The 25,451-nt window shown below is 67.0% G+C and carries 23 protein-coding genes; 16 read left to right on the top strand and 7 right to left on the bottom strand.

The features are described from left to right. Nucleotides 1–7: 7 nt before the first annotated feature. Nucleotides 8–376, top strand: a complete 369-nt coding sequence (locus tag AC0IZJ_RS02210; protein ID WP_471846200.1) for a YbaN family protein — start codon at nt 8–10, stop codon at nt 374–376. Here the strand turns inward: AC0IZJ_RS02210 and AC0IZJ_RS02205 are convergent. The 3 genes from AC0IZJ_RS02205 to AC0IZJ_RS02195 all read right to left on the bottom strand — a co-directional run bounded on the left by AC0IZJ_RS02205 (nt 373) and on the right by AC0IZJ_RS02195 (nt 4,455). Continuing rightward, the gene (locus AC0IZJ_RS02205; RefSeq protein ID WP_471846198.1) at nt 373–1,653 is read right to left on the bottom strand and encodes a serine hydrolase domain-containing protein; all 1,281 of its coding nucleotides are present in this window, start codon (nt 1,651–1,653) and stop codon (nt 373–375) included. The two genes, AC0IZJ_RS02210 and AC0IZJ_RS02205, sit on opposite strands and share 4 nt — an antisense overlap. Beyond that, a complete protein-coding gene (locus tag AC0IZJ_RS02200) occupies nt 1,650–3,701 on the bottom strand; it encodes a M3 family metallopeptidase (protein WP_471846196.1) in 2,052 nt (683 codons plus the stop codon). The genes AC0IZJ_RS02205 and AC0IZJ_RS02200 overlap by 4 nt, the downstream gene beginning before the upstream one ends. A gap of 88 nt (nt 3,702–3,789) precedes the next feature. Further along, nucleotides 3,790–4,455, bottom strand: a complete 666-nt coding sequence (locus tag AC0IZJ_RS02195) for a hypothetical protein (RefSeq protein WP_471846194.1) — start codon at nt 4,453–4,455, stop codon at nt 3,790–3,792. Nucleotides 4,456–4,581: 126 nt separating this feature from the next. Between AC0IZJ_RS02195 and AC0IZJ_RS02190 the strand changes: the two genes are divergently transcribed. Genes AC0IZJ_RS02190 through argG form a run of 3 tightly spaced genes read left to right on the top strand, consistent with a single transcriptional unit; the run spans nt 4,582 to nt 6,737 of the window. After that, complete coding sequence (locus AC0IZJ_RS02190) at nt 4,582–5,142, top strand: YaeQ family protein (protein ID WP_471846192.1); 561 nt, start codon at nt 4,582–4,584, stop codon at nt 5,140–5,142. Beyond that, entirely contained in the window at nt 5,139–5,405 is a 267-nt protein-coding gene (locus AC0IZJ_RS02185; RefSeq protein ID WP_471846190.1) for a GNAT family N-acetyltransferase, read from the top strand. The genes AC0IZJ_RS02190 and AC0IZJ_RS02185 overlap by 4 nt, the downstream gene beginning before the upstream one ends. 15 nt (nt 5,406–5,420) lie before the next feature. Beyond that, complete coding sequence (gene argG, locus AC0IZJ_RS02180; protein ID WP_471846188.1) at nt 5,421–6,737, top strand: argininosuccinate synthase; 1,317 nt, start codon at nt 5,421–5,423, stop codon at nt 6,735–6,737. A 3-nt stretch (nt 6,738–6,740) separates the two neighbouring features. On the opposite strand, the gene AC0IZJ_RS02175 is transcribed toward argG, so the two are convergent. Both AC0IZJ_RS02175 and murB read right to left on the bottom strand, forming a co-directional pair. Next, on the bottom strand, nt 6,741–7,568 hold the full coding sequence (locus AC0IZJ_RS02175) for a DNA ligase (RefSeq protein WP_471846185.1): 828 nt from the start codon (nt 7,566–7,568) through the stop codon (nt 6,741–6,743). 72 nt (nt 7,569–7,640) lie between these two features. Further along, the gene (gene murB, locus AC0IZJ_RS02170) at nt 7,641–8,726 is read right to left on the bottom strand and encodes a UDP-N-acetylmuramate dehydrogenase (RefSeq protein ID WP_471846183.1); all 1,086 of its coding nucleotides are present in this window, start codon (nt 8,724–8,726) and stop codon (nt 7,641–7,643) included. 38 nt (nt 8,727–8,764) lie between these two features. Between murB and AC0IZJ_RS02165 the strand changes: the two genes are divergently transcribed. From AC0IZJ_RS02165 to ileS, 10 genes are all read left to right on the top strand, one after another. Beyond that, complete coding sequence (locus AC0IZJ_RS02165; protein WP_471846181.1) at nt 8,765–9,253, top strand: YajQ family cyclic di-GMP-binding protein; 489 nt, start codon at nt 8,765–8,767, stop codon at nt 9,251–9,253. Continuing rightward, nucleotides 9,246–9,902 carry a retropepsin-like aspartic protease family protein gene (locus AC0IZJ_RS02160; protein WP_471846179.1) on the top strand — a complete coding sequence of 219 codons (657 nt, stop codon included), beginning with the start codon at nt 9,246–9,248 and terminating at the stop codon, nt 9,900–9,902. Before AC0IZJ_RS02165 ends, AC0IZJ_RS02160 begins: the two co-directional genes overlap by 8 nt. Before the next feature lie 69 nt (nt 9,903–9,971). Beyond that, the gene (prsT, locus tag AC0IZJ_RS02155) at nt 9,972–12,791 is read left to right on the top strand and encodes an XrtA/PEP-CTERM system TPR-repeat protein PrsT (protein ID WP_471846177.1); all 2,820 of its coding nucleotides are present in this window, start codon (nt 9,972–9,974) and stop codon (nt 12,789–12,791) included. Between the two features lie 122 nt (nt 12,792–12,913). Next, nucleotides 12,914–13,891, top strand: a complete 978-nt coding sequence (xdp1, locus tag AC0IZJ_RS02150; protein ID WP_471846175.1) for an exosortase-dependent surface protein XDP1 — start codon at nt 12,914–12,916, stop codon at nt 13,889–13,891. 149 nt (nt 13,892–14,040) lie between these two features. Beyond that, nucleotides 14,041–15,240, top strand: coding sequence for an acyl-CoA dehydrogenase family protein (locus tag AC0IZJ_RS02145; RefSeq protein WP_471846173.1), 1,200 nt, complete (start codon nt 14,041–14,043; stop codon nt 15,238–15,240). Between the two features lie 15 nt (nt 15,241–15,255). Next, complete coding sequence (locus tag AC0IZJ_RS02140; protein ID WP_471846171.1) at nt 15,256–16,383, top strand: acyl-CoA dehydrogenase family protein; 1,128 nt, start codon at nt 15,256–15,258, stop codon at nt 16,381–16,383. 46 nt (nt 16,384–16,429) lie between these two features. Further along, nucleotides 16,430–16,972 (top strand): DUF3617 domain-containing protein, encoded by a 543-nt coding sequence (locus tag AC0IZJ_RS02135; RefSeq protein ID WP_471846169.1) that lies wholly within the window; start codon nt 16,430–16,432, stop codon nt 16,970–16,972. Continuing rightward, a complete protein-coding gene (locus AC0IZJ_RS02130; RefSeq protein WP_471846167.1) occupies nt 16,969–17,688 on the top strand; it encodes a pseudouridine synthase in 720 nt (239 codons plus the stop codon). Before AC0IZJ_RS02135 ends, AC0IZJ_RS02130 begins: the two co-directional genes overlap by 4 nt. A 22-nt stretch (nt 17,689–17,710) precedes the next feature. Continuing rightward, nucleotides 17,711–18,739 carry a bifunctional riboflavin kinase/FAD synthetase gene (locus tag AC0IZJ_RS02125; RefSeq protein WP_471846165.1) on the top strand — a complete coding sequence of 343 codons (1,029 nt, stop codon included), beginning with the start codon at nt 17,711–17,713 and terminating at the stop codon, nt 18,737–18,739. A gap of 82 nt (nt 18,740–18,821) precedes the next feature. After that, entirely contained in the window at nt 18,822–21,644 is a 2,823-nt protein-coding gene (gene ileS / locus AC0IZJ_RS02120; protein WP_471846163.1) for an isoleucine--tRNA ligase, read from the top strand. Between the two features lie 5 nt (nt 21,645–21,649). Here the strand turns inward: ileS and AC0IZJ_RS02115 are convergent, their stop codons facing one another. After that, a complete protein-coding gene (locus AC0IZJ_RS02115) occupies nt 21,650–22,156 on the bottom strand; it encodes a DUF1269 domain-containing protein (protein WP_471846161.1) in 507 nt (168 codons plus the stop codon). A gap of 100 nt (nt 22,157–22,256) precedes the next feature. Between AC0IZJ_RS02115 and lspA the strand changes: the two genes are divergently transcribed. Further along, complete coding sequence (gene lspA / locus AC0IZJ_RS02110; protein WP_471846159.1) at nt 22,257–22,748, top strand: signal peptidase II; 492 nt, start codon at nt 22,257–22,259, stop codon at nt 22,746–22,748. Nucleotides 22,749–22,839: 91 nt separating this feature from the next. Next, a complete protein-coding gene (locus AC0IZJ_RS02105; protein ID WP_471846157.1) occupies nt 22,840–24,345 on the top strand; it encodes a sensor histidine kinase in 1,506 nt (501 codons plus the stop codon). A 107-nt stretch (nt 24,346–24,452) separates the two neighbouring features. Here AC0IZJ_RS02105 and AC0IZJ_RS02100 read toward each other — a convergent pair whose 3' ends face one another. Further along, a complete protein-coding gene (locus AC0IZJ_RS02100; RefSeq protein ID WP_471846155.1) occupies nt 24,453–25,442 on the bottom strand; it encodes a quinone oxidoreductase family protein in 990 nt (329 codons plus the stop codon). Nucleotides 25,443–25,451: the final 9 nt, after the last annotated feature.

The raw sequence follows: 25,451 nt of genomic DNA, 5'->3' as shown, positions 1-25,451 counted from the left end.
CCTCGGCATGCACCGCGCGCTGGCCCGGATGCTGTGGCGCGCACTGGCGGTGCTCAGTGTCGTGCTCGCCGTCATCGGCGCCGTGCTTCCCGTCCTGCCGACGGTGCCCTTTTTGATCCTTGCCGCCTGGGCCGGTGGCAAGGGCTGGCCAGCGCTGGAAACCTGGCTGCTCAATCATGCGCACTTCGGTCCCGGTATCCGCCGCTGGCGCGAACGCGGCGCCGTGCCGCGGCGTGCCAAGTGGCTGGCCACCGTGATGATGACGGGCAGCGCCGTCATGCTGGCGTTCTTGCCTTTGCCGCTGGCCGTCCAGATTGGTGTGCCCGCCGTGATGGTGGCCGTGGCGATCTGGCTCTGGCGCCGGCCTGAGCACTAGGGCGCCGGCTTGTTGCCGGCGAAGGCTTCGGCATCGTCGGCATAGACCGCATCGCGGAAGGTCCGGTTCAGCTTGCCGTCGCCCGATGGGAAGAACTGCGTGAACAGCACCGCTGCGATGCCGTGCCTGGGGTCGACCCAGAACAGCGTGTTGGCTGCGCCGTCCCAGAAGAACTCACCCGGCGCGCCGGAGAACTCGCCTGAGTTGCGCGGTGGTCCCACACGCACACCGAAATTGATGCCGAAGCCGACATTGCCCTTGCTCGGCAGCCAGGAGCGGTCGGCCAGGTCGGGCGGCAGCGCGTCAGTCGCCATCAGTCTGGCCGTCTCGGGCTTCAGCATCCGCTGGCCATTGGGGGCGACGCCGCCGTTCAGCAGCATGCGGGCGAAGACCATGTAGTCGTCCAGCGTCGACACCAGGCCGAAGGTGCCGGGCTTGAGACGCCAGTCGGTGTCGTTGTAGGCATGCGCCTGGGCATCGGGCATTCGCTTGAAGCTGCCGTCCGCAGCGCGCGAATAGCTGGCCGCGAAGCGGGGCCGGTCGGCGGCGTCGGGCGCCACGTGGAAGCGCGTGCTGGCCATGCCCATGGGCTTGAACAGGTGCTCGCGCAGATAGTCCTCGAAGCGCTCGCCGGACAGGGTTTCGACGAGGCGTGCCTGCACGTTCATCGCACGGTCGTAGGTCCAGCGCCGGCCGGGGTGGTCGACCAGCGGCGCGGAGGCGATGCGGCCGACCAGCTCGTCCATGCCTGAGCTGAAGCCGATGCTTGCGTAGTGCCTGCCATTGAAGCGCTCCAGCGCGGGCGGCCCGCCGAAGCTGGCGGCAAAGCCGGCCGTGTTTCGCCCCAGGTCGAGGATGGTGATGGCGCGCGCGGCCGGTTCCGTGATGGGTTGGCCGTCTGCCCCCTCACCGACCCAGACGCGCGCATTGGCGAACTCGGGCAGGTACTTGGCCACCGGGTCGTCGAGCTGGAACCTTCCCTGCTCGTAGAGCTGCATCAGCGCCACGCCGGTGATGGGCTTGGTCATCGAATAGATCTGCACCAGCGTGTCGCGCGCCATCGGCCGGCCCGCCTCGCGGTCGGCCTTGCCGAAAGCGCCGAAATAGGCCTCGCGCCCGTTTTCGTAGACGAGGGCGGTGACGCCGACCAGCTCGCCGTGCCTGACCATGCCGCGCAAGGCGCTGTCGATGCGGGCCGGCTTGACGAGCGGCTCCGCACTCGCTGACGCAGCCAGCAGCGCCAGGCCGCCCGCCAGCAGCCAAGCAGGCGTGATCAAACCGCCGGTTCCACCAGCAGGCCGCGATCCTTCAGCATGGGCTCCACGACGGGGTCGCGGCCACGGAACGCGCGGAAGGCCGCACCCGGTTCGCGGCTGTTGCCGGCCGAGTAAATGCACTCGCGCAGCCGCGCGGCCACGCCGGCATCGAACACATTGCCGGCCTCGACGAAGGCATCGAAGGCGTCGCAGTCCAGCACCTCCGCCCACAGGTAGACGTAGTAGCCGGCCGCGTAGCCGGCGCTGCTGAAGAGGTGCTGGAAATGCGTCAGCCGGTGGTTCAGGCCCACCTCGGCCGGCAGGCCCCACCTGGCCAGCGTCTCAGCCTCGAACGCGACCACATCGGCAGGAGCGTCCGGCAGCGCGTGCACCGCCATGTCGACCAGCGCGCTGGCCGTGTAGCGCAGCGTCTCGTAGCCCTGGCCGAACTGGCGCGCGGCCTGGAGTTTGGCCAGCAGCGCGTCGGGCAGGGGCTCGTCGGTCTGCCAGTGGCGGGCGAATTTCTTCAGCACCTGCGGCTCGGCCATCCAGTGCTCGTAGAGCTGGGACGGCAGCTCGACGAAGTCGCGCAGCACCTGCGTGCCCGCCAGGCGCTCATGCTCCACGCTGGAGAGCAGCCCATGCAGGCCGTGGCCGAACTCGTGGAAGAGCGTGCGCACGTCGTCGAAGCTGAGCAGCGTCGGCTCCCCCGCCGCGCCACGGGCGAAATTGTTGTTGTTCAGGATGACGGGCGTGGTGCCCAGTGCGCGGCTCTGGTTGCGCAGCGCGTTCATCCAGGCGCCGCTGCGCTTGGTGGGGCGCGCGAAGTTGTCCTGCAGGAACAAGCCACGCAATGAGCCGTCGGCATTGAAGACCTCGTAGGCGCGCACGTCCGCGTGGTAGCCGGCAATGTCGGGCCGGGGCTCGAAGCGCAGGTCGAACAGGCGGCTGGCGCAGTCGAACATGGCGGCGACCATGCGCTCCAGCGGGAAATAGGGCTTGAGTTCGGCCTCGTCCAGCTCGAAGCGGGCGCGCCGGGCCTGTTCGGCATAGAAGCGCCAGTCCCAGGGCTCCAGCTCATGGGTGGCGCCGGCCGCAGCCATGGCGCCCCGAACCGCCTCGCGCTCGCGCGCCTGTGCCGCCAGGGCCGGGTGCCAGACGCGCTCCAGCAGGTCCATGACGGCGCCCTGGCTGCGCGCCATCGTGTCCTCCAGCGCGAAATCGGCATAGCAGGCATGGCCATGCAGGCGGGCCTGCTCGCCGCGCAGTTCCAGGATCTCGCGGCAGATGGCGCGGTTGTCTGTTTCACCGGTGTTGTCTCCGCGACCGACCCACGCATGCCAGACCTGCTCACGCAGGTCGCGCCGCGTGCTGAAGCTCAGGAAGGGCACGATCAGCGAGCGGGACAACGTGATGACGTGCATGCCTTCCGCCAACTCACGGTCCACGGCGGCCTGCCGGGCGGCGGCGCGCACGAAGCCCGGCAGGCCGGCAAGCTCGTCCTCGCTCGACAGGCGCAGTTGGTAGCCGTTCTCAGCCGCCAGCACGTTCTGCGCAAAGCGGGTGTTCAGCTCGGCGAGCCGTGCCATGACGGCGGCGTAGCGGGCCTTGGCCTCCGGCGCCAGACGAGCGCCGGCACGAAGGAAGTCCAGGTGCACGCGCTCGATCAGGCGGCGCTGCTCGGCCGTCAGGTCCAGGCGCTCACGCGCCTCGAACAGCGAATCGATGCGCGCGAACAGGCCGGCGTGCATGTAGACCGCGCTGTTGTGGGCTGCCAGAGGCGCCGCCAGCGCCCGTTGCGTCGCCTGCAGATCGGCTGACGTCGCAGAGGCGGCCAGTGTGTAGAAGAGGTGCTCCAGCCGGGTCAGCGGGCGACCACTGGCGTCGAAGGCAGCCAGTGTGTTGGCAAACGTCGGCGCCTCGGCCTGGCAGGCAATGGCCTCGATCTCGGCGCGGTGGGCAGCCAGTGCTGCGTCGAAGGCGGGTTGGAAGTGCGCCGGGTGAATGTCGGCGAAGGGCGGCAGGCCGTGTGGGCCGGCCCAGTCCTGCAGCAGCGGGTTGTTGCTCATGCGGGGGCCTTTCGAAAGCAGAAATAAACAAGGGCCGCTTCCTGCCGGAGGCGGCCCATCGAATCATCGGTTCAGGCGCTGGTCCGGGTTATTTGCCCGCGGCCGCTGCCATTTCCTTGCGGATGGCCTTTTCGTCGTTCTCGTCGTACAGCTTTTTACTGCACTCAGCCTTCCACTTGTCGTCAGCGTCGAAGTACTTTTCCTCCCGCTCTTTCACGGTCTTGAAGTGCGCATCCCGCGCATCGATTTTCTCGTTGAAAGCCTTGCGCTTGGCGCTTTGCTCGGCGTCGGCCGCCTTCACGGCGTCGAACATCGTGTTGAAGGCCGTGGTGCGGGCCATGTAGGCCTCGTTGCGGGCCTTCAGGGTGGCCTTGTCAAGCTTGGGCGCCTCGGCCGTCAGCGCGGCATGCGCTTCCAGGATGCCTTCCTTCTCGGCCTTCACTTCGGAGAACTGCTTGCTCAGCGCCGCTTCGCCGGCATCGAGCGTTGCCTTCTCGGCCCTGATCTTTACCTCATTGGTCTCGAACGCGGTCTGTTCGGCCTTGAGGGCCAGCGCTTCCTTGGTGTTGTCTTCCTGCAGGTTGAGACAGGCGCGCAGTTCTTCGCGCGACATCACCTTGGGCTTGGGTTTTTCGACAACCGGGTTGCTGACCTTGTTGTTCTTCGGGTCGACCTTGGCCTTGGTGTTGTTGATGACCTGTGCCTGGGCAGAAACGGCGAAGACCAGGACCAACGGAAGAAGAATGCGTTTCATGACGGTGGTGCAACTCGGGTTGCGAAGGTTCAAAACGGGAGGCGGCATGATGCCACGAGGGCTTCACCGCGATAATCGTCGGCTGCGCTTCGTTACCACCTCGTACCTCCACCGAACCTCCACCGAATGGCGCTCAAAGCCACCATCCACAAAGCCCAGCTGCAGATCGCCGACATGGACCGCCATGTCTACGGCGATCACGCGCTCACGATTGCCCGCCACCCCAGCGAGACCGACGAACGCATGATGGTGCGCGTTCTGGCCTTCGCGCTGAACGTGACCGCCGACGACCTCAACGGTCGGCTCGAGTTCACCAAAGGTCTGTCGGACGTTGACGAGCCCGACCTCTGGCAGCTCGACCTGACGGGCGAGGTGCAGCACTGGATAGACCTTGGCCAGCCCGATGAGCGCCGCCTGATGAAGGCACACGGCCGCGCCCGCCGCGTCAGCGTCTACAGCTTCGCCTCCAGCACGCCGGTCTGGTGGGCCGGCATCGAGAACAAGCTGACGCGCGCGCCGCGCCTGGCCGTCTGGCAGATCCCCGCCGAGCAGTCGCAAGCCCTCATTCCGCTGGCCGAGCGCAGCATGCAGCTGCAGATCAGCATCCAGGACGGCAGCATCTATGTGTCGACGGCAAACGCGTCCGTCGAGATCCACCCGGTTGCATTGAAGGTGGCTGCCGAATGACGCCGCTGCACGAGCCCGCTCAGCATCGCTTCACGCTCGCAACCACACCCGCCAGCGTGCTCGACTATCAGCTCAGCAGCGGCCAGGTCGTTTTCACGCACACCGGCGTGCCGCCCGCCTACCAGGGCCAGGGTCTGGCTGCGAAGCTCATCGAAGCCGGCCTGCAATGGGCCAGGGCGGAAGGCCTGAAGGTCGTGCCCGCCTGCAGCTACGCCCATGCCTACATCCAGCGCCACCCCGAGTGGCAGAACCTCGTCGCTTAAGAGAAGACCGACACCATGTCCACGATCCTGCAATCCGTTCCCGTCGGCCAGAAGGTCGGCATCGCTTTCTCCGGCGGCCTCGACACCTCGGCCGCCCTGCACTGGATGAAGCTCAAGGGCGCCCTGCCCTATGCCTACACGGCCAACCTGGGCCAGCCCGACGAGCCGGACTACGACGAGATCCCGCGCAAGGCCATGCTCTACGGCGCCGAGAAGGCCGTGCTGGTGGACTGCCGCGCACAGCTGGTCGCCGAAGGTATTGCCGCGCTGCAGGCCGGCGCCTTCCACATCAGCACCGCCGGCGTCACCTACTTCAACACGACCCCCATCGGCCGTGCCGTGACCGGCACCATGCTGGTGGCTGCGATGAAGGCCGACGGCGTCAACATCTGGGGCGACGGCTCGACCTACAAGGGCAACGACATCGAGCGCTTCTACCGCTACGGACTGCTCACCAACCCGGCGCTGAAGATCTACAAGCCCTGGCTGGACCAGACCTTCATCGACGAGCTGGGCGGCCGCGCCGAGATGTCGGCCTTCATGACGGAGAAGGGCTTCGCCTACAAGATGAGCGCAGAGAAGGCGTACTCGACCGACTCCAACATGCTGGGCGCCACGCACGAGGCCAAGGACCTGGAGCACCTGAACAGCGGCATCAAGATCGTCAACCCGATCATGGGCGTGGCCTTCTGGCGCGACGACGTGGTCGTCAAGGCGGAGACCGTGTCGGTGCGCTTCGAAGAAGGCGTGCCGGTCGCGCTGAATGGCATCGAGTACCGCGACCCGGTGGCCCTGCTGGCCGAGGCCAACGTCATCGGCGGCCGCCACGGCCTGGGCATGAGCGACCAGATCGAGAACCGCATCATCGAGGCCAAGAGCCGTGGCATCTACGAGGCCCCGGGCCTGGCGCTGCTGCACATCGCCTACGAGCGCCTCGTCACCGGCATCCACAACGAAGACACCATCGAGCTCTACCGCGACAACGGCCGCAAGCTCGGCCGCCTGCTCTACCAGGGTCGCTGGTTCGACCCGCAGGCCATCATGCTGCGCGAGTCCGCCCAGCGCTGGATCGCCCGCGCCATCACCGGCGAAGTGGCCTTGGAGCTGCGCCGCGGCAACGACTATTCGCTGCTGGACACCAAGAGCCCCAATCTGACCTACGCGCCCGAGCGCCTGAGCATGGAAAAGGTCGAAGGCGCCTTCAGCCCGGCGGACCGCATCGGCCAACTGACCATGCGCAACCTCGACATCAGCGACACGCGCGGCAAGCTGGGCGTGTACAGCGACGTGGGCCTGCTGCCGGGCGGCGGGCTGCCCAAGCTGGAAGCCTGAGCGTCAGAAGGCCTCGGCGACCCGAAGGAAGCTAGCGAACCGCGGCTTCCCTGAGGGCGTCAGGTCGCGATAGCGGTAGGTCACCGTGGCGCCGATGGCGGGTGGGTCACGGCGCTGGGCATCGGTGAAGCCGGTGCCCAGCTTGAAGCGAATACCCTCTGGCGTTTGCAACTCCAGTGCGCCGAGCTGGCCTGTCAGGCGGCCCCTGCCGGGCTCGTGGCCGACGACGGTGGCTTCGGCGTCCGCAAGCGGCTTGAGCTTGAGCAGCAAATCGCTGCGGCCCGAGGCCAGCGGCGCGTCTGCTCGGTGAAGCATCAGCCCCTCGCCGCCGGCATCAACGACCTGCTTGAGCTTCGCCCTCAGCTCGGCGTTCGATCCGAAGCGCTGCTGCTCGACGGGCACGACGATGTCGCTTGCCAAGGTCTTGAGCTTGTCGGCACGCTGCTCGAACGTGCCCTCGCCTGCCGGCAGCTCGAACACGCGATAAGTGATGCGGCGCCATTCGGCGTCGACCGGCTCGGCCCGCCGCACTGCGGCCGACAGCGCATCGAAACTGCGCCGTCCCATCCACAGCTCGCCGTCCAGCGCCGTCTTGGGCAAGGCGGCCAGGAACCAGGCCGGCGCAGACACCGTGCGGCCACTGCGAAAACGCAGCGTCGTACCGTCCCACAGCGCGCGCACGCCGTCCAATTTCTCGCTGACGAGATACGGCTGCGGGTCGACGCCCGCTAGCGCGTTCTTCGCCAGCAACGGCTCCAGCGCCAGTGCCGGCGCCCCCAGGCTGCCCAGCCAGGCCAGCAGCATGCGCCGGCTCAATGTCTTCCCGCTCATCGCCATCCTCCCGTTTGGACCGGAACGGCATGATCGAGCCGGCCCGCCGCCCGCGGACGGCAGGATTCACGTCTAGACGACCACCGGTTCCGGCTCCAGCCGGATGCCGAAGCGCCCGTAGACGCTTTCCTGGATGGCCCGCGCCAGCGTCACGACTTCCGCGCCGCGGGCGTCCGCCTTGTTCACCAGCACCAGCGCCTGCTTCTCGTAGACCGCCGCGCCGCCCACCGTCTTCCCCTTCCAGCCGCAGGCGTCGATCATCCAGCCGGCGGCCAGCTTCACGCTGCCGTCCGGCATGGGGTAGTGAACGATGCCGGGGTCGCGGCCGATGATGTCCTTGCACTGCTCGGCCGTGACGACCGGGTTCTTGAAGAAGCTGCCGGCATTGCCGATGACCGCCGGGTCCGGCAGCTTGGCGCGGCGCACGGCCACGATCCAGTCGTAGATCTGGCGCGCATCGGGCGCCGTGATGCCCGTCTCGGCCATCTTGCGTTCCAGCTCCAGATAGCCCAGCACCGGCTGCCAGGGCTTGGGCAGGCGAAAACGCACGCGCGTGATGACGCTCTTGCCCGCCAGGCCACCAAAGTCGCGGTGCTTGAAGACGCTGTCGCGGTAGGCGAAGCGGCAGACCTCGGCCGGCAGCAACGCCGGCCGGCCGGTGATGAGGTCCATGACTTCGACGGCCTCCAGCCTGTCCTTGACTTCGATGCCGTAGGCGCCGATGTTCTGAACCGGTGCCGCGCCGACGGTGCCCGGGATCAGCGCCATGTTCTCCAGCCCCGGAAAGCCGTGGTCCAGCGTCCAGGTCACCAACTCATGCCAGACCACGCCCGCGCCGGCTTCGACAATCCAGGCGTCGTCGCGCTCTTCCAACAGCCGGATGCCGGCAATTTCCACCTTCAGCACCACCGCCTCCACGTCTTTGGTCAGCACGAGGTTGCTGCCGCCGCCCAGCACGAACTTGGGCGCCCTGCCCAGCTCCGGGTGGTCGACGACACGGCGCACGTCCGCAGCCTCGCGGATGCGCACGAGGCGCTTCGCGACGGCGGGCAGGCCAAAGGTGTTGTAGGGCCTGAGATTGACGTCCGTCTCGATGGAGAGGGGAATCGGCACGCCCGGAGGCACTCCGTTCGAGGGGGGCTGTGAAGGCGTGAACATGGGAAAATTTTCGCAGACCCTTTACCCCCCGACCGCAAATGCCCAGCTTCGACACCGTTCTAGAACCCGACCACGTCAAGATCCGCAATGGCGTGGACAACGCCATCAAGGAAATCGGCACCCGTTTCGACTTCAAGGGAACCGGCGCCAAGGTCGAGTTGAAAGAGAAAGAAATCCATTCGACCGGCGACAGCGATTTCCAGCTCGAACAGATCGAAGCCGTTCTCTACGGCAAGCTGACCAAGCAGGACGTGGTGATCAGCTTTCTCGACAAGCAGGAGAAGGTCGAGAAGCTGGGTGGCGACAAGGTGCGACAGGTCTACAAGATCAAGGAAGGCATCGAAGCGACGCTGGCCAAGAAGATCGTGTCCTCGCTGAAGGAAAGCAAGCTCAAGGTTCAGGCCAGCATCCAGGGCGACGCCGTGCGCGTGACTGGCAAGAACCGCGACGACCTTCAGACGGCGATTGCCCACCTGAAGAAGAACTTCGCCGACACGCCGCTGACCTACAACAACTTCCGTGACTGAAATTCTTCGCTACCTGCTTCTGTCCGCGCTGCTCGGCCTGGCGGTTGCGGCGCAGTCGCAGACGCCGCCCGCCCAGGTCCAGCTCAACGGCATGCTGGGCTCGCGCGCCGCCCTGCTGCTCATCGACGGCGAGCCGCGCACGATGGAAGTCGGCGCAACCGCCAAGGGTGTAAAGCTTGTCGCGCTGGAGGACGGCCGTGCCGTCGTCGAGGTTGCAGGGCGACGCCAGACGCTGGTGCTGGGCGCCGCACCCGCACGCATCCTGTCCGGAGCGGCAGCGCCACGGCAGATCGTCATGGCACCCGGCCAGGGTGGGCACTACACGACCATCGGCACCATCAACGGCCAGACCACCAGCTTCCTGATCGACACCGGCGCCACCAGCGTGGCCATCAGCCAGATCGAGGCTGAGAAGCTCGGCCTGCGCTACCTCTACGGCCGGCGCATCGTCACCCACACGGCCAACGGCACGGTGCCGGCTTTCATGATCGAACTGGCGAGCATCCGCATCGGCGACGTGGAAGTCCGCAACGTCAACGCCATCGTCATTCCCGGCCAGATGAGCCATGTGCTGCTGGGCAACAGTTTCCTGACGCGCTTCCAGATGCGACGCGAGAACGATGTCATGACACTCGAGCTGCGCTACTGATCCGGGGCCGCCCGGCCGGGTGCGCTTCTGCAAGAATCCGGCGCCCCCACCAGCAGCCCGACCGCCTCGATGACTCTTCGCTCTGCCTCACATCGCGCCTCGCTCTCCGGCCTGCTGGTCGCCCTGCTCCTCACCGCATCGCCGGCCGTGCTGGCCCAGGACGCCGCCAAGGCCTCGCGCTTCTATGAAGACGCGCTGCAGCGCTACGAGAAGCGCGACATCCCCGGCGCCATCATCCAGCTGAAGAACGCGCTGCAGGCCGACAAGAGCCTGCTGCCGGTCCATGTGCTGCTCGGCCAGGCCCTGCTGGCCGACAGCCAGCCTGCGGCCGCCGAGTTCCAGATCAGCGAGGCTCTGCGCCTGGGCGTCAATCGCGCCGAAGTCGCCGTCGCCCTGGCCATCGCCATGAACGCCCAGGGCAAGCAGCCGCAGATGCTGGAAGACCCGCGCCTGCAGATCGCAGGGCTGCCGCCGGGCATTCAGCAACAGGTGCTGCTGGAACGCGCGCTGGCGCAGTCAGACCTGGGTGATACCAAGGCGGCGCTAGCCAGCGTGGCGCAAGCACGCGCGCTCAACCCTGGCGATGCCAACGTCTGGCTCGCGGAGGTGCCATTGCGCATACGAAACCGCCAGTTTGTCGAAGCGACCGCCGCCGTCGACCAGGCACTCAAGCTCGCGCCCGACAACGCCGAGGCGCTTTACCAGAAGGCTGCCATCTACCACGCCAACAGCCAGATTGCGCCCGCGCTGGCCGGCTATGAACGTGCGCTCAAGGCCCAGCCCAAGCATGCCGAGTCGCACCTCGCCCGCGCCGGCCTGCTGGTCGACCTGAACCGCGACGCCGAGGCGCTGGCAGAGGTCAATGAGCTGCAAAACCTCAAGCCCAACGATCCGCGCGGTTCTTATCTTCGCGCGGTGCTGGCCGAGCGCGCCGGCGACATGCAGACGTCCAGGGCTGCACTCAAGAAGGTCACCGACCTGCTGGACCCCGTTCCCATCGAATACATCCGCTACCGCACCCAGTTGCTGATGCTCAACGGCCTGGCTCACCACAGCCTGGGCGAGTTGGAAAAGTCCAAGCCCTTCCTGGAACTTGCCTCGCGCCAGCAGCCGGGCAGCCCCTTGATCAAGCTGCTGGCCCAGATCGCGCTGGGCGAGCCCAACGTAAACCGCGCGGTCGAGTTGCTCGAGGGCTACGTCAAGGCCCGCCCCAACGACGGCCAGGCGCTGCTGATGCTGGCCAATGCCCACATGCGCCAAGGCCGCCATGCGCGCGCCGTGCAACTCATGCAGGACGCCCTCAAGGCCAAGGATTCGGTCGAGTACCGAACCGCACTCGGCCTGTCGCTGCTGCAATCCGGCCAGGCCAGCCTGGCCGAAGACCAACTCGCCAAGGCCTACAAGGCCGATCCCAAGCAAACCTATGCCGGTCTTGCGCTGGTCACCGTCCATCTGCGTGACAACCAACCCGCCAAGGCCCTGGCCGTCGCTGAATCCCTCGCCCGCGCCAACCCCAACAACGCCACCGTGCTGATGGTGCAGGCCTACGCCAAGACCCAGGCGCGCGACTATGCCGGTGGCCGTGCCGGCTACGAGAAGGCTCTGAAGCTGGATGCCAACCAACTGGAGGCCAAGCTCGGCCTTGCCCGCGTCGATGCCGTCACCGGTAATTACGACGCTGCGGAGAAGCGCCTCAAGGCCGCACTGAAGGATGACGAGCGCAACGTCAACCTGCTCTTCGAGCTGGCCCTCGTCAACGAGTTGCGTGGCAAGGATGACGAAGCGCTGAAATGGCTGGAAAGCGCCGCTGCGGCCAGCAGCGCACGCGAGACACGGACCAACTTCGCCCTCGTCGCCTGGCATCTGCGCAAGGGGCAGCCAGCCCGTGCAGTCGAGGCGGCCAAGGTGCTGCTGTCCAAGCTGCCCGAAGACGTCGAGGCGCTGCAGGCCTATGCCGCAGCTCAGCTCGCCAATGGAGATCCCGCCGGCGCCAAGACGACGCTCACCAACGCATCGCGCCGGGCGGGCTTCGACACGCCACGCCTGGTCGAGGTTGCCCGCCAGCAGGTTGTCGCGCAAGACCTGAAAGGCGCCGCCTACACGCTTGAAAAGGCTCTCAACGGCAAGCCGAATGACCCTGCTGCAATCGCCATGATGTCCAGCGTCGAACTGGCGCAAGGCAACCTCTCCCAAGCCGAACAGCGCGCTCGACAGGTCGTCGAGGCCAGCCCGAAGTCCGCGCTGGGCTACAACCTGCTCGCTGAGGTGGCAATGCGGCGCGGCCAGGCCGCTGCCGCCCAGGAGGCGCTGCGCAAAGCTCATGACATCGACAAGTCGGCAACGACGTTGACGCGGCTGATGCGGGCACAAGCGTCATTTGGCGGACACAAGGTGGCCGTCGAGTCGGCGGAAGCCTGGCTCCGCAAGAACCCGAGTGACAACGTCGTGCGCAACGCGCTGGCTGAACTGCTCGTGCGGTCTGGCGACTATGCCGGCGCCCGCCGGCAATACGAGTCGGTCATCAAGACCCAGCCGGCTGATACGGCCGCGCTGAACAATCTTGCCAACGTGCTGATCGAATTGAAGGATGGCAGCGCGGTGGAGATCGCCGAGCGCGCCTTAAAGAATGACCCGCGCAACCCGACGCTGCTGGACACGGCTGGCTGGGCCAACCATCGCAACGGCCAAGCGGGGCGCGCCCTGCAACTGCTGCGCGATGCCCGCTTGCGTGCACCGGACCATCCCGACATCCGCTATCACCTGGCCGCAGTGCTGGCCCAGGCCGGCCGCCGGGCCGAGGCGCGTGACGAGTTGAACGCTGCACTGCGGCACAAGGACACGGCGGCTACGGCGGCAGAGGCCAAACAATTGCTCACCACCCTTAACTGAGGGGGCGTCGGCACCGTTCTGTCTGTCGATTCTTCTTACAATTCATCGCGCAGTACAAAAAGCGCTTTACCAAAGCATTGATTCATAAAGAGTTATTGGGCTGGCATAAAGACTGCTTTGTGATGCACATATCCGAAGGAAAAAATATGAAGACGCGCGTATCTCGCTGGATTGCACTAAGCACGCTGATTGCCGGCCTGGCAGCCAGCACCTCCGCGCATGCGGTTTGGACCTTTGGAGGCTATACGAACGGACAGGTGGTTGCACCCACCAACGTGGCAGCTACAACGCCGTTCGATCTGATTGCGGGCACCGATCCCACCGTGAGCCTGAGCGGCGTCACAGCCACGAACACCGGTGGCGTCGTTGGCGGCAACTGGTCCTCCGCCAATTTGATTTCCTGGGGTGGCAGTGGTCTGGGCATGCAGCAGACCGGCGAGACTGCCAATGGCGGCGTCCCGAACCATGCCATCGACAACTACGGCAAGACGGAAGCCGTTCTGCTGAACTTCTCGTCCAGCGTCATCTTGTCGAGCATTGGCATCGGTTGGTCGTCCGACGGCACTTGCAGCGGGACCGGCGGCACCAACCTCGCTGTTAACGCTGCCACCAACCAGTGCCCCACCAACACCACACTGAACACGAACCGCGCGGTCGACCTGTCGGTATTCCGCTGGGTCGGCCCCGGCACGCCGCCGGACCTGGTGGGCAAGAGCGCCGCAGCGAACAGCGGCTGGCAACTGGTGGGCAACTATGGCGACATGGTCGTCGACACCACCGCTGATCCCAACTACAACAAGGTCAACACGGGAACCGTGGGCGGAACCGGCAATGCCGGTGCTGGCGCCAAGGGTTCCAGCTGGTGGCTGATCAGCGCCTACAACAGTGGTTTCGCCCAGAGCTCTGGTGCGGAAAACCGCGGCACTTTGGACAACAGCAACGACTACTTCAAGCTGTTTGCCGTCGCTGGATCGGCCTGCGTGACCGGCCAGGATTGCGGCCCCAAGAAGACGCCCGAGCCGGCCACGCTGGCCCTGACCGGCGTCGCCCTGGTCGGTATGGTTGGCCTGCGCCGCCGCAAGGCCAAGATGGCCGCCTGATCACAGGCGTCCGTCACCCCAGGAAAGGCACTCTTCGGAGTGCCTTTTTGCTTTCTGGCCCTGACGTCGCCGAACTGTCCCTGGCCGGACAGCAAGGATGCGAACGACCGTGCTAAAACCTGCGGCATTCACATCACCAAACGCGAGACATGGACCTCAACTTCACCGATGCGGAGCTGGCCTTCCGCGCCGAAGTGCGCGAATGGGTGCGCGCCAACCTGCCGGCTGACATCGCCCACAAGGTGCGCCACGCGCTGCGCCTGAACAAGGACGACCTGCAACGCTGGGCCAGGATCCTCGGCGCCAAGGGCTGGCATGGCTGGGCCTGGCCCAAGCAGTTCGGCGGCCCGGGCTGGAACGCCGTGCAGCGCCATCTGTTCGAAGAGGAATGCGCGCTGGCCTGTGCGCCGCGCATCGTGCCGTTCGGACCGGTGATGGTGGCGCCGGTCATCATGGCTTTCGGCACGCCCGAGCAGCAGCAGCGCTTCCTTCCCGGCATCATGAGCGGCGAAGTCTGGTGGAGCCAGGGCTACAGCGAACCCGGCTCGGGCTCCGACCTCGCTTCGCTGAAGTGCCGCGCCGAGCGCCAAGGCGACAAATACATCGTCAACGGCCAGAAGACCTGGACGACGCTCGGCCAGTACGGCGACTGGATCTTCTGTCTTGTGCGCACGTCCAGCGAAGGCAAGCCGCAGACGGGCATCAGCTTCCTGCTGATCGACATGAAGACGCCCGGCGTCAGCGTCAAGCCCATCATCATGCTGGACGGCGAGCACGAGGTGAACGAGGTCTGGTTCGACAACGTGGAGGTGCCGGCCGCGAACCTGATCGGCGAGGAAAACAAGGGCTGGACCTACGCCAAGCATCTGCTCTCCCATGAGCGCACCAACATCGCCGACGTGAACCGCGCCAAGCGCGAACTGGAGCGGCTCAAACGCATTGCCAAAGCCGAGGGGCTGATGGACGACCAGCGCTTTCGGGACCAGATCGCGCTCTGCGAAATTGACGTCGTTGCACTGGAAATGATGGTGCTGCGCGTGCTGTCGGGCGAACGTACCGGCAAACAGCCGCTGGACGTCGCAGGCCTGCTGAAGATCCGCGGCAGCGAGCTGCAACAGCGCTATACCGAACTGATGATGCTGGCCGGTGGCCCGCTGGCGCTGCCCTACATCCACGAGGCCATGGAGGCCGGCTGGCAGGGCGACCAGTGGCTGGGCGGCGCCTGGATCGGCGGGGCGCCGCACGCGATTCCGCTGACCGGAAATTACCTGAACGTCCGCAAGACAACGATCTACGGCGGCTCGAACGAAGTGCAACGCAACATCGTCGCGCAGACGGTGCTTGGCTGAGCGGGAGACAGGAACATGGATTTCGATTTCTCTGAAGACCAGGAAGCCCTGCGTGACGCCGTGCGCCGCTTCGTCGAGAAGGACTACACCTTCGAGCGCCGCGTGCAGATCGCGCGCGCGGGCGGCTTTGACCGCGCCGTCTGGGACGGCCTGGCCGGCCTGGGCCTGACTGCGCTGTCCGTGCCTGAGGCTCATGGCGGCCTGGGTTTCGGTGCCGTCGAGGCGATGGTGGTCATGGAAGAACTCGGCCGCGGCCTCGTCATGGAGCCCGTGGCCCAGGGCGCGCTGATCGCGCCGGCCATGCTCAGCCATGGGCCGGACGAACTGCAAGCCGCCTGGTTGCCGCGCATTGCCGGCGGCGAGGCGCTGGTCGTGCTGGCCCACCAGGAAGCCAAGTCGCGCTACCGCCTGAACCGGGTCGCGACGCGCGCCGTGGACGGCAAGCTCACCGGCGTGAAGAGCCTGGTGCCCGCCGGCGACATCGCTGACGCCTTCATCGTGCCGGCGCGCGTCGCCGGCACTGACGACGCGCCGCACGGCGTGGCTCTCTACCTCGTTGAGCGCTCAGCCACCGGGGTGCAGACACGGCCCTATTCGATCTACGACGGCTCCCGCGCCGCCGAGGTGCACTTCGAAAACACGCCCGCCCAGCTCATCGCCGGCCCGGACCAGGGACTCATGCTGCTGGAACTGGCGGCGGACATCGGCATCGCCGCGCAAGCCGCCGAGGCCATCGGCGTCATGGAGAAATACCTGGCCTTGACGGTCGACTACATGAACACGCGCAAGCAGTTCGGTGTCGTGATCTCCAGCTTCCAGGCGCTCAAGCACCGCATCGCCGACGTGAAGATGCAGCTCGAACTGGCCCGCTCCATGAGCTACTACGCCACGCTGCGCCTGGGCGACGTGCCGGCCGTGCGACGCCGCGCGCTGTCGCAGGCCAAGGTGCAATTGGGCCACGCCATGCGCTTCGTCGGCCAGCAATGCACGCAGCTGCATGGCGGCATCGGTGTCACCGACGAATACGTTGGCAGCCACTACTTCAAGCGCCTGACCGTCATGGAGATGCAGTGGGGCGACACGCTGCATCACCTTGGCGAGGTCAGCGCCCGGATGCAGGACACTGCGGGGGTGTTTGCCTGAGCAGCGCCAGCGGCGCTGCCCTCTCAGCCCTCGTGGAGGTCACCCGATGAAGCTCACTGCCTTGCTGGCGGCCTGTCTGGCCGCTGTCATCCCTGCTGCTCACGCCCAGACAATCAAGCCCGGGCTGTGGGAGTTCAAGCAATCGCCCCAGCTCGACCCGGCGCGCCAAGCCCAGATGGCGCAGGCGCAGAAGGCCATGGAAAGCATGCCGCCCGAACAGCGCAAGATGGTCGACCAGATGATGGCCCAGCAGGGTGTCAACGTCAGCATGGCTGGCGGCGTCATCTCGGTGAAGACCTGCATCACCAAGGAGCAAGCCGAGCGAAACATGGCTCCGGTCACTCAGGGCAAGTGCAGCCAGGACGTGAAGCGCAGCGGCAACGTCATCCAGACGCACTTCGTCTGCACCGACCCGGCCTCCGAGGGCGACGCAACTGTCACCCTGCGCGGCAGCGAGGGATTCACCAACGACGTCACCATCCGCCATCAACGCCAGGGCAAGACAGAGACGACCAAGGTCAGCGGCGAAGGCCGCTGGCTCGGCGCCGACTGCGGCACGGTGCAGCCAGCCAAGCCCCCAGCCAAGTGAAGCAGAAACTCTCCCAGATCCTGTTCAGCCAGGGCTTCGGAACGCGGCGGCTGTGCGCCGGCCTCGTGTGGAACGGCGAGGTCACGGTCAATGGCGAGGTGGTTGAGGAACCCAACACCGAATTCGAGACCGACGGCCTGCGCTTCACGGTCGACGGCCTGGAATGGCCGGTCTTCGACAAGGCGCTGATCCTGCTGAACAAGCCCGCCGGCTATGAGTGCTCGCAGAAGCCCAAGCACCACCCGAGCGTGCTCAGCCTGCTGCCGCGGCCGCTGCGCGAGCGCGGCGTGCAGCCCATAGGCCGGCTGGACGAAGACACGACCGGCCTGCTGCTGCTGACCGACGATGGCACGCTGATCCACAAGCTCACCTCGCCCAAGCACCATGTGCCCAAGGTCTACGAGGCACGCTGCAAGCATCCGCTGACGGCGGAGATGGTGGAGCGGTTGAAGACCGGCGTCGAGCTGCGCGAGCCCGAAGGCAAGCCGGGCAGCGAGGTCACGCATGCCGAGGGCGCCGAGATCGTCGACGAGACGTTGCTGCGCCTGACCCTCATTGAAGGCAAGTACCACCAGGTCAAGCGCATGGTCGCTGCCGTCGGCAACCGCGTCGAGGCCCTGCACCGGCCGCAGTTCGGAGCGCTGACGCTGCCGGCCGATCTGAAGCCGGGCGAATGGCGGTGGGTGTCGAGCCCGGCAGAGGTCTGGGGCCAATGACGCAGCAGGGACAATGAGCCCGATGCGAGTTTTCAGAGGCTTTCACCATCCCGGCATCGCCCCGGCCTGTGCGCTGACCATTGGCAATTTCGACGGCGTGCACCGTGGCCACCAGGCCATGCTGGCGCTGCTGCAGTCCGAGGCCCGGCACAGAAGCCTTCCGACTTGCGTGCTGACCTTCGAGCCGCATCCCCGCGATTTCTTTGCCGCCAAAGCCGGGAAGCCGGAGCTCGCCCCCACCCGCATCGCCAACCTGCGCGACAAGCTGGTGGAACTGGAGCGCTGCGGCGTCGACCAGGTCGTCATCCTGCGCTTCGACGAAGCCCTGGCTTCACTGCCGGCGCAGGACTTCATCCGCCAGGTGCTCATCGAGGGCCTGGGTGCAGGCTACGTGCTCGTCGGCGACGACTTCCGCTTCGGCGCCAAGCGCCAGGGAGACTATGCGACGCTGGACGCCGCCGGCCAGGCGCGCGGCTTCGACGTGGCACGCATGATGAGCTACGAAGTGCACGGCCTGCGCGTCAGCAGCTCGGCGGTGCGCGAGGCACTGGCATCGGGCGACATGGCGGCCGCCGCCTCGCTGCTCGGCCGGCCCTATGCCATTTCGGGTCATGTCACGCATGGCCGCAAGCTGGGCCGGCAACTGGGCGAAACGACGCCAGGCGCCGCCGACGGTTTTCGCACGCTGAACCTGCGTTTCGAGCATGACAAGCCGGCCGCCAGCGGCATCTTCGCGGTGCAGGTGCATGGCCTCGCGTCGCGGCCGCTTCCGGGCGTCGCCAGCCTCGGCCGCCGGCCCACCGTCGAGGACGCCGGACGCGTGCTGCTGGAGGTCCACTGCCTGGAATGGCCCCTCAGCCCCGAGGGGGGCTACGGTAAACTCGCCCGCGTGGAACTGCTGCACAAACTTCGCGACGAAGCCAAGTACGACGGGCTTGACGCGCTCACGGCCGCGATTGCCGCCGACACCGAGGCAGCTCGCGCCTTCCTGGCCACTCACGCCGCCTCGCACGCCCAGGTCAGCCGCCAGACCACGCGCGACCGAATTTGAAGCGGCTCCCCGCCGCTCTTCGCTCCGCCCTCCCCGTTTCGCTCGTTTTTGAATCGCCAGGCTTGCCGCCTGGCCGCATGCCATGACCACGCCCGACTACCGCGCCACGCTGAACCTGCCCGACACGCCTTTCCCCATGCGCGGCGACCTGCCCAAGCGCGAGCCGGGCTGGGTCAAGGCCTGGGACGAGCAAGGCCTGTACAAGCGGCTGCGCGACGCACGCTGCGGCGCGCCCAAGTTCGTGCTGCACGACGGCCCGCCCTATGCCAACGGCCAGATCCACATCGGCCATGCGGCCAACAAGATCCTGAAGGACATGATCGTCAAGGCGCGCCAGCTGGCGGGCTTTGACGCGGCCTACATCCCCGGCTGGGACTGCCACGGCCTGCCGATCGAGAACCAGATCGAGAAGACCTTTGGCCGCGGCCTGCCGCGCGACGAGGTGCAGGCCAGGAGCCGCGCCTATGCCGGCGAGCAGATCGACGGCCAACGCGCCGACTTCAAGCGTCTGGGCGTGCTGGGCGAGTGGGACAACCCGTATCGCACGATGAACTTCGCCAACGAGGCGGGCGAGATCCGCGTGCTGAAGCGCATGTTCGAGCGCGGCTTCGTCTACCGTGGACTGAAGCCGGTGTACTGGTGCTTCGACTGCGGCTCGTCGCTGGCCGAGTTCGAGATCGAATATGCGGACAAGGTGTCGCCCGCCGTTGACGTGGCCTTCCTGTCTGCCGAGCCGGAGAAGCTGGCCGCCGCTTTCGGTGTCGCACCGCTGACGAAGGACGCCTTCACCGTCATCTGGACGACGACGCCCTGGACCATCCCGGCCAACCAGGCGCTGAACCTGAATCCTGAGCTGCCCTACGCGCTGGTCGACACGCCCAAGGGCTTCTTCGTCGTCGCCGAAGCACTGGTGGAGAAGTGCCTGGCGCGCTGGCAACTGGAAGGCAGCGTCGTCGCCACGGTGCCGGGGCGTGCGCTGGAGCTGCTGAAGTTCAAGCACCCACTGGCCCACGTCGACCCGGGCTATGACCGCGAAAGCCCGGTCTACCTGGCCGACTATGCGACGGCCGAGGACGGCACCGGCGTCGTCCACTCCGCGCCCGCCTACGGCCTGGACGACTTCCAGTCCAGCGTCGCCCACGGCCTGGCCTTTGACGACATCCTCAACCCCGTGCAGGGCAATGGCGCCTACGCGGCCGATCTGCCGCTGTTCGGCGGCCAGCACATCTGGAAGGCCAACGCCGTCGTTGCGCAGACGTTGTTGGACGCCGGCCGCCTGATGGCCCAGAGCAAGCTGACTCACAGCTACCCGCACTGCTGGCGCCACAAGTCGCCTGTCATCTACCGCGCAGCGGCTCAGTGGTTCGTGCGCATGGACGAAGGCGACGGCCTGTTCACGACGGACAAGGCGCCCAAGAGCTTGCGCGAAACGGCGCTTGCCGCGATCGAGGCCACCGGCTTCTACCCCGAGAACGGCCGCGCCCGCCTGCACGACATGATTGCCGGCCGGCCTGACTGGTGCATCTCGCGCCAGCGCAGCTGGGGCGTGCCGCTGCCCATCTTCCTGCACAAGGACACCGGCGAGGCGCATCCGAACACGCTGGAGTTCATCGAGCGGGCTGCGCAGTTGGTGGAGGCCAACGGCATCGAAGCGTGGTCCAAGCTGGACGCCGCCGAATGGCTGGGCGACGAGGCCGCGCAATACAGCAAGGGCCAGGACATCCTCGACGTCTGGTTCGACTCCGGCTCCACCTTCGAGCATGTGCTGAAGGGCAGCCACAAGGGCGCAGGCCACGAGACCGGCCCCGAAGCGGACCTCTACCTCGAAGGCCACGACCAGCACCGCGGCTGGTTCCACTCGTCGCTGCTGATCGCCTGCGCCCTCTACGGCCGCGCGCCCTACAAGGGCCTGCTGACCCACGGCTTCGTCGTCGACGGCAAGGGCCGCAAGATGAGCAAGTCCGACGGCAACGTCGTCGCGCCCCAGGCCGTGTCGGACAAGTACGGCGCCGAAATCCTGCGGCTGTGGACGGCCGCGACCGACTACTCGGGCGACCTCGGCCTGGACGACAAGATCCTCGCCCGCGTCGTCGACAGCTACCGCCGCATCCGGAACACGCTGCGCTTCCTGCTCGCCAACGTCAGCGACTTCGACCCGTCAACCGATGCCGTTTCGCCGGCAGATCTGCTGGAAGTCGACCGCTATGCGCTGGCCCGCGCCGCCGAGCTGCAGGCCGACATCCTGGCCCACTTCGAGCGCTACGAGTTCCACCCGGTGGTCTCGAAGCTGCAGGTCTACTGCTCCGAGGACCTCGGCGCCTTCTACCTGGACGTGCTGAAGGACCGCCTCTATACGACCGCGCCCAAGAGCCTGGCGCGCCGCTCGGCGCAGACGGCCCTGTGGCAGATCACCCACGCCATGCTGCGCTGGATGGCGCCCTTCCTCAGCTTCACCGCTGAAGAGGCGTGGCAGGTCTTCGGCAACGGCGAGAGCATCTTCACCGAAACCTACTGGGACTTTGGCAAGACCGACTCAGGCCTGCTGGCCAAGTGGCAGCGCATCCACGCCATCCGCGACGAGGTCAACAAGGCCATCGAGGCGGTGCGCGTGACGGGTGCGGTGGGTGCGTCGCTTCAGGCGGAGCTGGTGCTCAAGGTCGACGAGCAGGATCAGGCCCTGCTGGCCAGCCTGAGCGACGACCTGCGCTTCGTCTTCATCACGTCCGCGGTCCGGCTGGTGTCGGCGGCTGAGCTCGGCGTCACCGTCACGCCCAGTAGCCACGCCAAGTGCGAACGCTGCTGGCACTACCGCGCAGACGTGGGCAGCATCGCGGCCCACCCGACGCTGTGCGGCCGCTGCGACAGCAACCTGCACGGCGCCGGCGAAACCCGCACCGTGGCCTGACCCCGTCAGGGGAACGCGGGAACGTTGGGCTCCAGTCCTTCGAAGTGCGCCTCGGGGTGGGTGCGTTCGAGCAAGCGCTCGATCTCGCCCACCCGCGTGCGCGGCACGTCGACGATGAGCAGGTATTGGCCCTCGCCGATGGCCCGCTCGAAGCGCCGCAGCCGCCGGCTCGGCGTGGAGCTGCCGATCATGCTGGACGACCAGGTGCCCAGCATCGCGCCCACGGCGGCAATGCCGATGACGATGGCCGCAGGCGAGGTCGGGTCGAACGCGAACGAGGCCGCCACGCCACCTGCCGCGCCCAGACCCGAGCCGATCAAAGCCCCGCTCTGGGCCGCCTCGACAAGGTCCGAGGTCTGCAGCACGTTTGCCGCATGCAGGCCATCCATGGCCGCGCCCTCCTGCGCGACGAAGTGAATGTGGTGCTCGGTGATGCGGGCGAGCAGCAACTCGTCCATCGTCCGCCGCGCGCTGCCCAGGTCGGGCAACAGCCAGTAGATGCGTTTGCGCATGAGGTACTCCAAGGGGACAGTAGAGGTCTGCTTCTACGCCCCTTCACCCGCGTCGACAAGCCCCGGGTACATTGACGCCCCCGTCTGATCGTCCCAGCACATGCCCTCCCGCTCCTCCTCCACACCCGGCCTCGCCCAATGGCTGCTCATCGCCGCGTTGATCATCGTCGCCGACCAGTTGACCAAGATCCTCGTCATCGGCAGCTTCCAGCTGGGTGACGTGCGCCCCGTCACCGGCTTCTTCAATCTCGTGCGCGCCCACAACTACGGCGCGGCGTTCAGCTTCCTGCACGGTGCCTCGGGCTGGCAGCGCTGGTTCTTCATGGGGCTTGGCGTGGCAGCCGCAGTCTTCATCACCTGGATGCTGCGCCGGCATGGCCAGCAGAAGCTGTTCGCATGGGCCCTGACCCTCATCCTCGGCGGCGCCATCGGCAACGTCATCGACCGTGCCATCCACGGCTATGTCGTCGACTTCATCCAGGTCCACGCCGGCGGCTGGTTCTTCCCGGCCTTCAACGTGGCCGACAGCGCCATCAGCGTCGGTGCCGTCTTGCTGGTGCTGGACGAATTGCGGCGCGTGCGCCGGGCATAGATACGAGCCGACCCAGGGAAAGCGTGTGCACTAGTTCACGCGCTGAGGTGTGACAAAAGGTGAGAATTACCGGCCTCATTTTCTGTCCCTCATGCTCCTCGACTTCGCCAGCCTCAGCCACTACGACTGGCTCGACGTCCCCTTGTGGGTCTTCGACCCCGACCATCAGCGCAACCTCTGGGCCAATGCGGCCGCCCTGCGTTTCTGGCATGCGGACAGCGCCGAGGAGTTCCTGTCGCGCGACTTCTCGGAGCACGGCGACGCCGTGCAGGAGCGCCTGGCCGTCACGGCGGCCGACCACGCCCAGGGCAAGATCGTCCGCGAGCTGTGGACGCTCTACCCCAAGGGTGAACCCACCTCGGTGATGCTGGTCTCGCGCGGCATGCGCACGCCCGACCGCCGCCAGGTCATGCTGTTCGCGGCGGACTCGCTGGGAGGCGGTGCCGACCTTTCCATGCTCCGCGGTGTCGAGGCCCTGCAGCACACCTCCGCGCGCATCGGCGTGTTCACGCTGGAGCGGGGCGACCTGCTGATGCGCAACCCGGCCGCCGCAATGACCTTCGGCGACACACCACCGCCCGCCGGTGGCAGCGAGTTCAGCCGCCTGTTCGCCCACTGGCACGACGCCGCCGGCATCCTGGCCCGCGTGCAGCGCGGCGAGGCCTGTCGCCAGGATGTCGAGCTGCAGACGCTGGCCGGCCCGTGCTGGCATGCGCTGGACGCCCGGCCGATGCGCGACCCGATCACCGGCGACACGGTGCTGCTGCTCAATGCACGCGACATCGCCGACCTCAAGGCCAGCCAGGCCGCCCTCGTCGCCGCCCGTGAGGCCGCCGAAGCGGCCAGCCAGGCCAAGAGCAGCTTCCTGGCCAATATGAGCCACGAGATCCGCACCCCCATGAACGGCGTGCTGGGCCTGACCGAGCTCGTGCTGCAGACCGATCTGACCGAGCGCCAGCGCCGCTTCATCGGCCTGGCCCACCAGTCGGCCAAGGGCTTGATGACCATCATCAACGACGTGCTGGACGTGGCCAAGATCGAAGCCGGCCGCATCGTCATGGATGAGCAACCCTTCAGCCTGCACGATTGCCTGAGCGAAGCCGTGCAGCCGCTGCTGTTGCAGGCCCATGACAAGGGCATACAGCTGCACGCCCTCGTTCAACCCGGTGTGCCGGCCGACCTGGTGGGCGACGCGCTGCGGCTGCGCCAGGTGCTGATCAACCTGATCGGCAACGCGCTGAAGTTCACCGAGCACGGCGAAGTGCGCGTCGAGATCGCACTCGCCGACACCCATGCGGACGATGGCCCCGAACGGCTGCGGCTGCGCGTGGCCGTCACGGACACCGGCATCGGCATGACGCGCGACCAGATCGGCCAGATCTTCGACCCCTTCACCCAGGCCGACGGCAGCATCACGCGCCGCTACGGCGGCACGGGCCTGGGCCTGACCATCGTGCAGCGCCTGGTCGACCTGATGGGCGGCACGGTGGCCGTGGAAAGCGCGCCGGGCGTGGGCTCCAGCTTCAGCTTCGAGATTGCAATGGGGCGGGTGGCGCAGCGGGTGTCGGAACGCGTGGCCGAAGCACGGGCCGCTTAGGCAAGCCACGTGAACCTGAGCGCGGGCGGCTTCCTCGCGCGCCGCCGCAGCGCCCGCTGAACGCCTGCTCCACTGAGAAGGCCGGCCAAGCGCCAGCCCTTGTCATTTCAAGGCAGCAACACGGCGCTGCCCGTCAGCAGGCGCGCCTCCAGGTCGCGATGCGCCTGCGTCACGTCGGCCAGCGCATAGCGCTTGTCGATGCGCAGCTTGACCTGCCCGCTGCTCACCACGGCAAAGAGTTCGTACCCCATGGCCTGTGTGCTTTCCAGCGTGGCGGTGTGGGTGAAGAGCGTCGGCCGCGTCACATAGAGCGAGCCCTTGGCCGCCAGCGTGCCGATGTTGATCGGCGGCACGGGCCCTGAGGCACCGCCGAAGCTGGCCAGCAGGCCGAACGGCGCGAGGCTGTTCAGCGAGCCTTCCCAGGTGTCGGCGCCGACCGAGTCGTAGACCACCTTCACGCCCCGACCGCCGGTGATCTCGCGCACGCGGGCCGCAAAGTCGGTGTCGCGGCGGTAGTTGATGGCGTGCGTGGCGCCATGTTCCAGCGCGAGGGCGCATTTCTCGTCGCTACCCGCCGTGGCAATGAGTTGAAGGCCCAGCGCCCTGGCCCACTGGCAGGCAATCAGGCCGACCCCGCCTGCCGCTGCGTGGAAGAGCACATGGTCGCCCGGCTGCAACCCGCCTTGAGGCAGCGTCTTGCGCAGCAGGTATTGCACGGTCAGGCCCTTGAGCATCATGGCCGCAGCGGTGTCGAACGCAATGCCGTCGGGCAGCCTCAGCACGGCTTTGGCGGGCATGACGCGCGCCGTGGCATAGGCGCCGGGTGGCCCGCTGGCGTAGGCGGCGCGGTCACCCGGCTGCAGGTGGGTGACCCCCTCGCCCACCGCCTCGACAACGCCCGCGCCCTCCATGCCCACGCGGGCCGGCAGCGGCAGCGGATAGGTGCCGTTGCGGTGGTAGACATCGATGTAGTTCAGCCCGCAGGCCTCGTGACGAATGCGGATCTCGCCCGGGCCCGGAGCGCCAACCTCCACATCCACCAGCTTCAACTGCTCAGGCCCGCCGGGGGCCTCGATGACAACGGCCTTTTCGCTCATGCGACATCT

This window comes from Roseateles sp. AC306 (genome assembly GCF_979253795.1).
This window is presented reverse-complemented; position numbering and strand designations above follow the sequence as displayed.

Excerpts from the sequence above, each read along its gene's own strand:
- AC0IZJ_RS02135 (WP_471846169.1), top strand. The coding sequence starts at position 16,430 with ATGAAGCTCACTGCCTTGCTGGCGGCCTGTCTGGCCGCTGTCATCCCT.
- AC0IZJ_RS02105 (WP_471846157.1), top strand. The coding sequence starts at position 22,840 with ATGCTCCTCGACTTCGCCAGCCTCAGCCACTACGACTGGCTCGACGTC.
- prsT (WP_471846177.1), top strand. The coding sequence starts at position 9,972 with ATGACTCTTCGCTCTGCCTCACATCGCGCCTCGCTCTCCGGCCTGCTG.
- AC0IZJ_RS02100 (WP_471846155.1), bottom strand. The coding sequence starts at position 25,442 with ATGAGCGAAAAGGCCGTTGTCATCGAGGCCCCCGGCGGGCCTGAGCAG.
- lspA (WP_471846159.1), top strand. The coding sequence starts at position 22,257 with ATGCCCTCCCGCTCCTCCTCCACACCCGGCCTCGCCCAATGGCTGCTC.
- AC0IZJ_RS02125 (WP_471846165.1), top strand. The coding sequence starts at position 17,711 with ATGCGAGTTTTCAGAGGCTTTCACCATCCCGGCATCGCCCCGGCCTGT.
- AC0IZJ_RS02175 (WP_471846185.1), bottom strand. The coding sequence starts at position 7,568 with ATGAGCGGGAAGACATTGAGCCGGCGCATGCTGCTGGCCTGGCTGGGC.
- AC0IZJ_RS02145 (WP_471846173.1), top strand. The coding sequence starts at position 14,041 with ATGGACCTCAACTTCACCGATGCGGAGCTGGCCTTCCGCGCCGAAGTG.
- AC0IZJ_RS02200 (WP_471846196.1), bottom strand. The coding sequence starts at position 3,701 with ATGAGCAACAACCCGCTGCTGCAGGACTGGGCCGGCCCACACGGCCTG.
- murB (WP_471846183.1), bottom strand. The coding sequence starts at position 8,726 with ATGTTCACGCCTTCACAGCCCCCCTCGAACGGAGTGCCTCCGGGCGTG.
- AC0IZJ_RS02140 (WP_471846171.1), top strand. The coding sequence starts at position 15,256 with ATGGATTTCGATTTCTCTGAAGACCAGGAAGCCCTGCGTGACGCCGTG.
- AC0IZJ_RS02185 (WP_471846190.1), top strand. The coding sequence starts at position 5,139 with ATGACGCCGCTGCACGAGCCCGCTCAGCATCGCTTCACGCTCGCAACC.
- argG (WP_471846188.1), top strand. The coding sequence starts at position 5,421 with ATGTCCACGATCCTGCAATCCGTTCCCGTCGGCCAGAAGGTCGGCATC.
- ileS (WP_471846163.1), top strand. The coding sequence starts at position 18,822 with ATGACCACGCCCGACTACCGCGCCACGCTGAACCTGCCCGACACGCCT.
- AC0IZJ_RS02190 (WP_471846192.1), top strand. The coding sequence starts at position 4,582 with ATGGCGCTCAAAGCCACCATCCACAAAGCCCAGCTGCAGATCGCCGAC.
- xdp1 (WP_471846175.1), top strand. The coding sequence starts at position 12,914 with ATGCACATATCCGAAGGAAAAAATATGAAGACGCGCGTATCTCGCTGG.
- AC0IZJ_RS02115 (WP_471846161.1), bottom strand. The coding sequence starts at position 22,156 with ATGCGCAAACGCATCTACTGGCTGTTGCCCGACCTGGGCAGCGCGCGG.
- AC0IZJ_RS02195 (WP_471846194.1), bottom strand. The coding sequence starts at position 4,455 with ATGAAACGCATTCTTCTTCCGTTGGTCCTGGTCTTCGCCGTTTCTGCC.
- AC0IZJ_RS02165 (WP_471846181.1), top strand. The coding sequence starts at position 8,765 with ATGCCCAGCTTCGACACCGTTCTAGAACCCGACCACGTCAAGATCCGC.
- AC0IZJ_RS02210 (WP_471846200.1), top strand. The coding sequence starts at position 8 with ATGCACCGCGCGCTGGCCCGGATGCTGTGGCGCGCACTGGCGGTGCTC.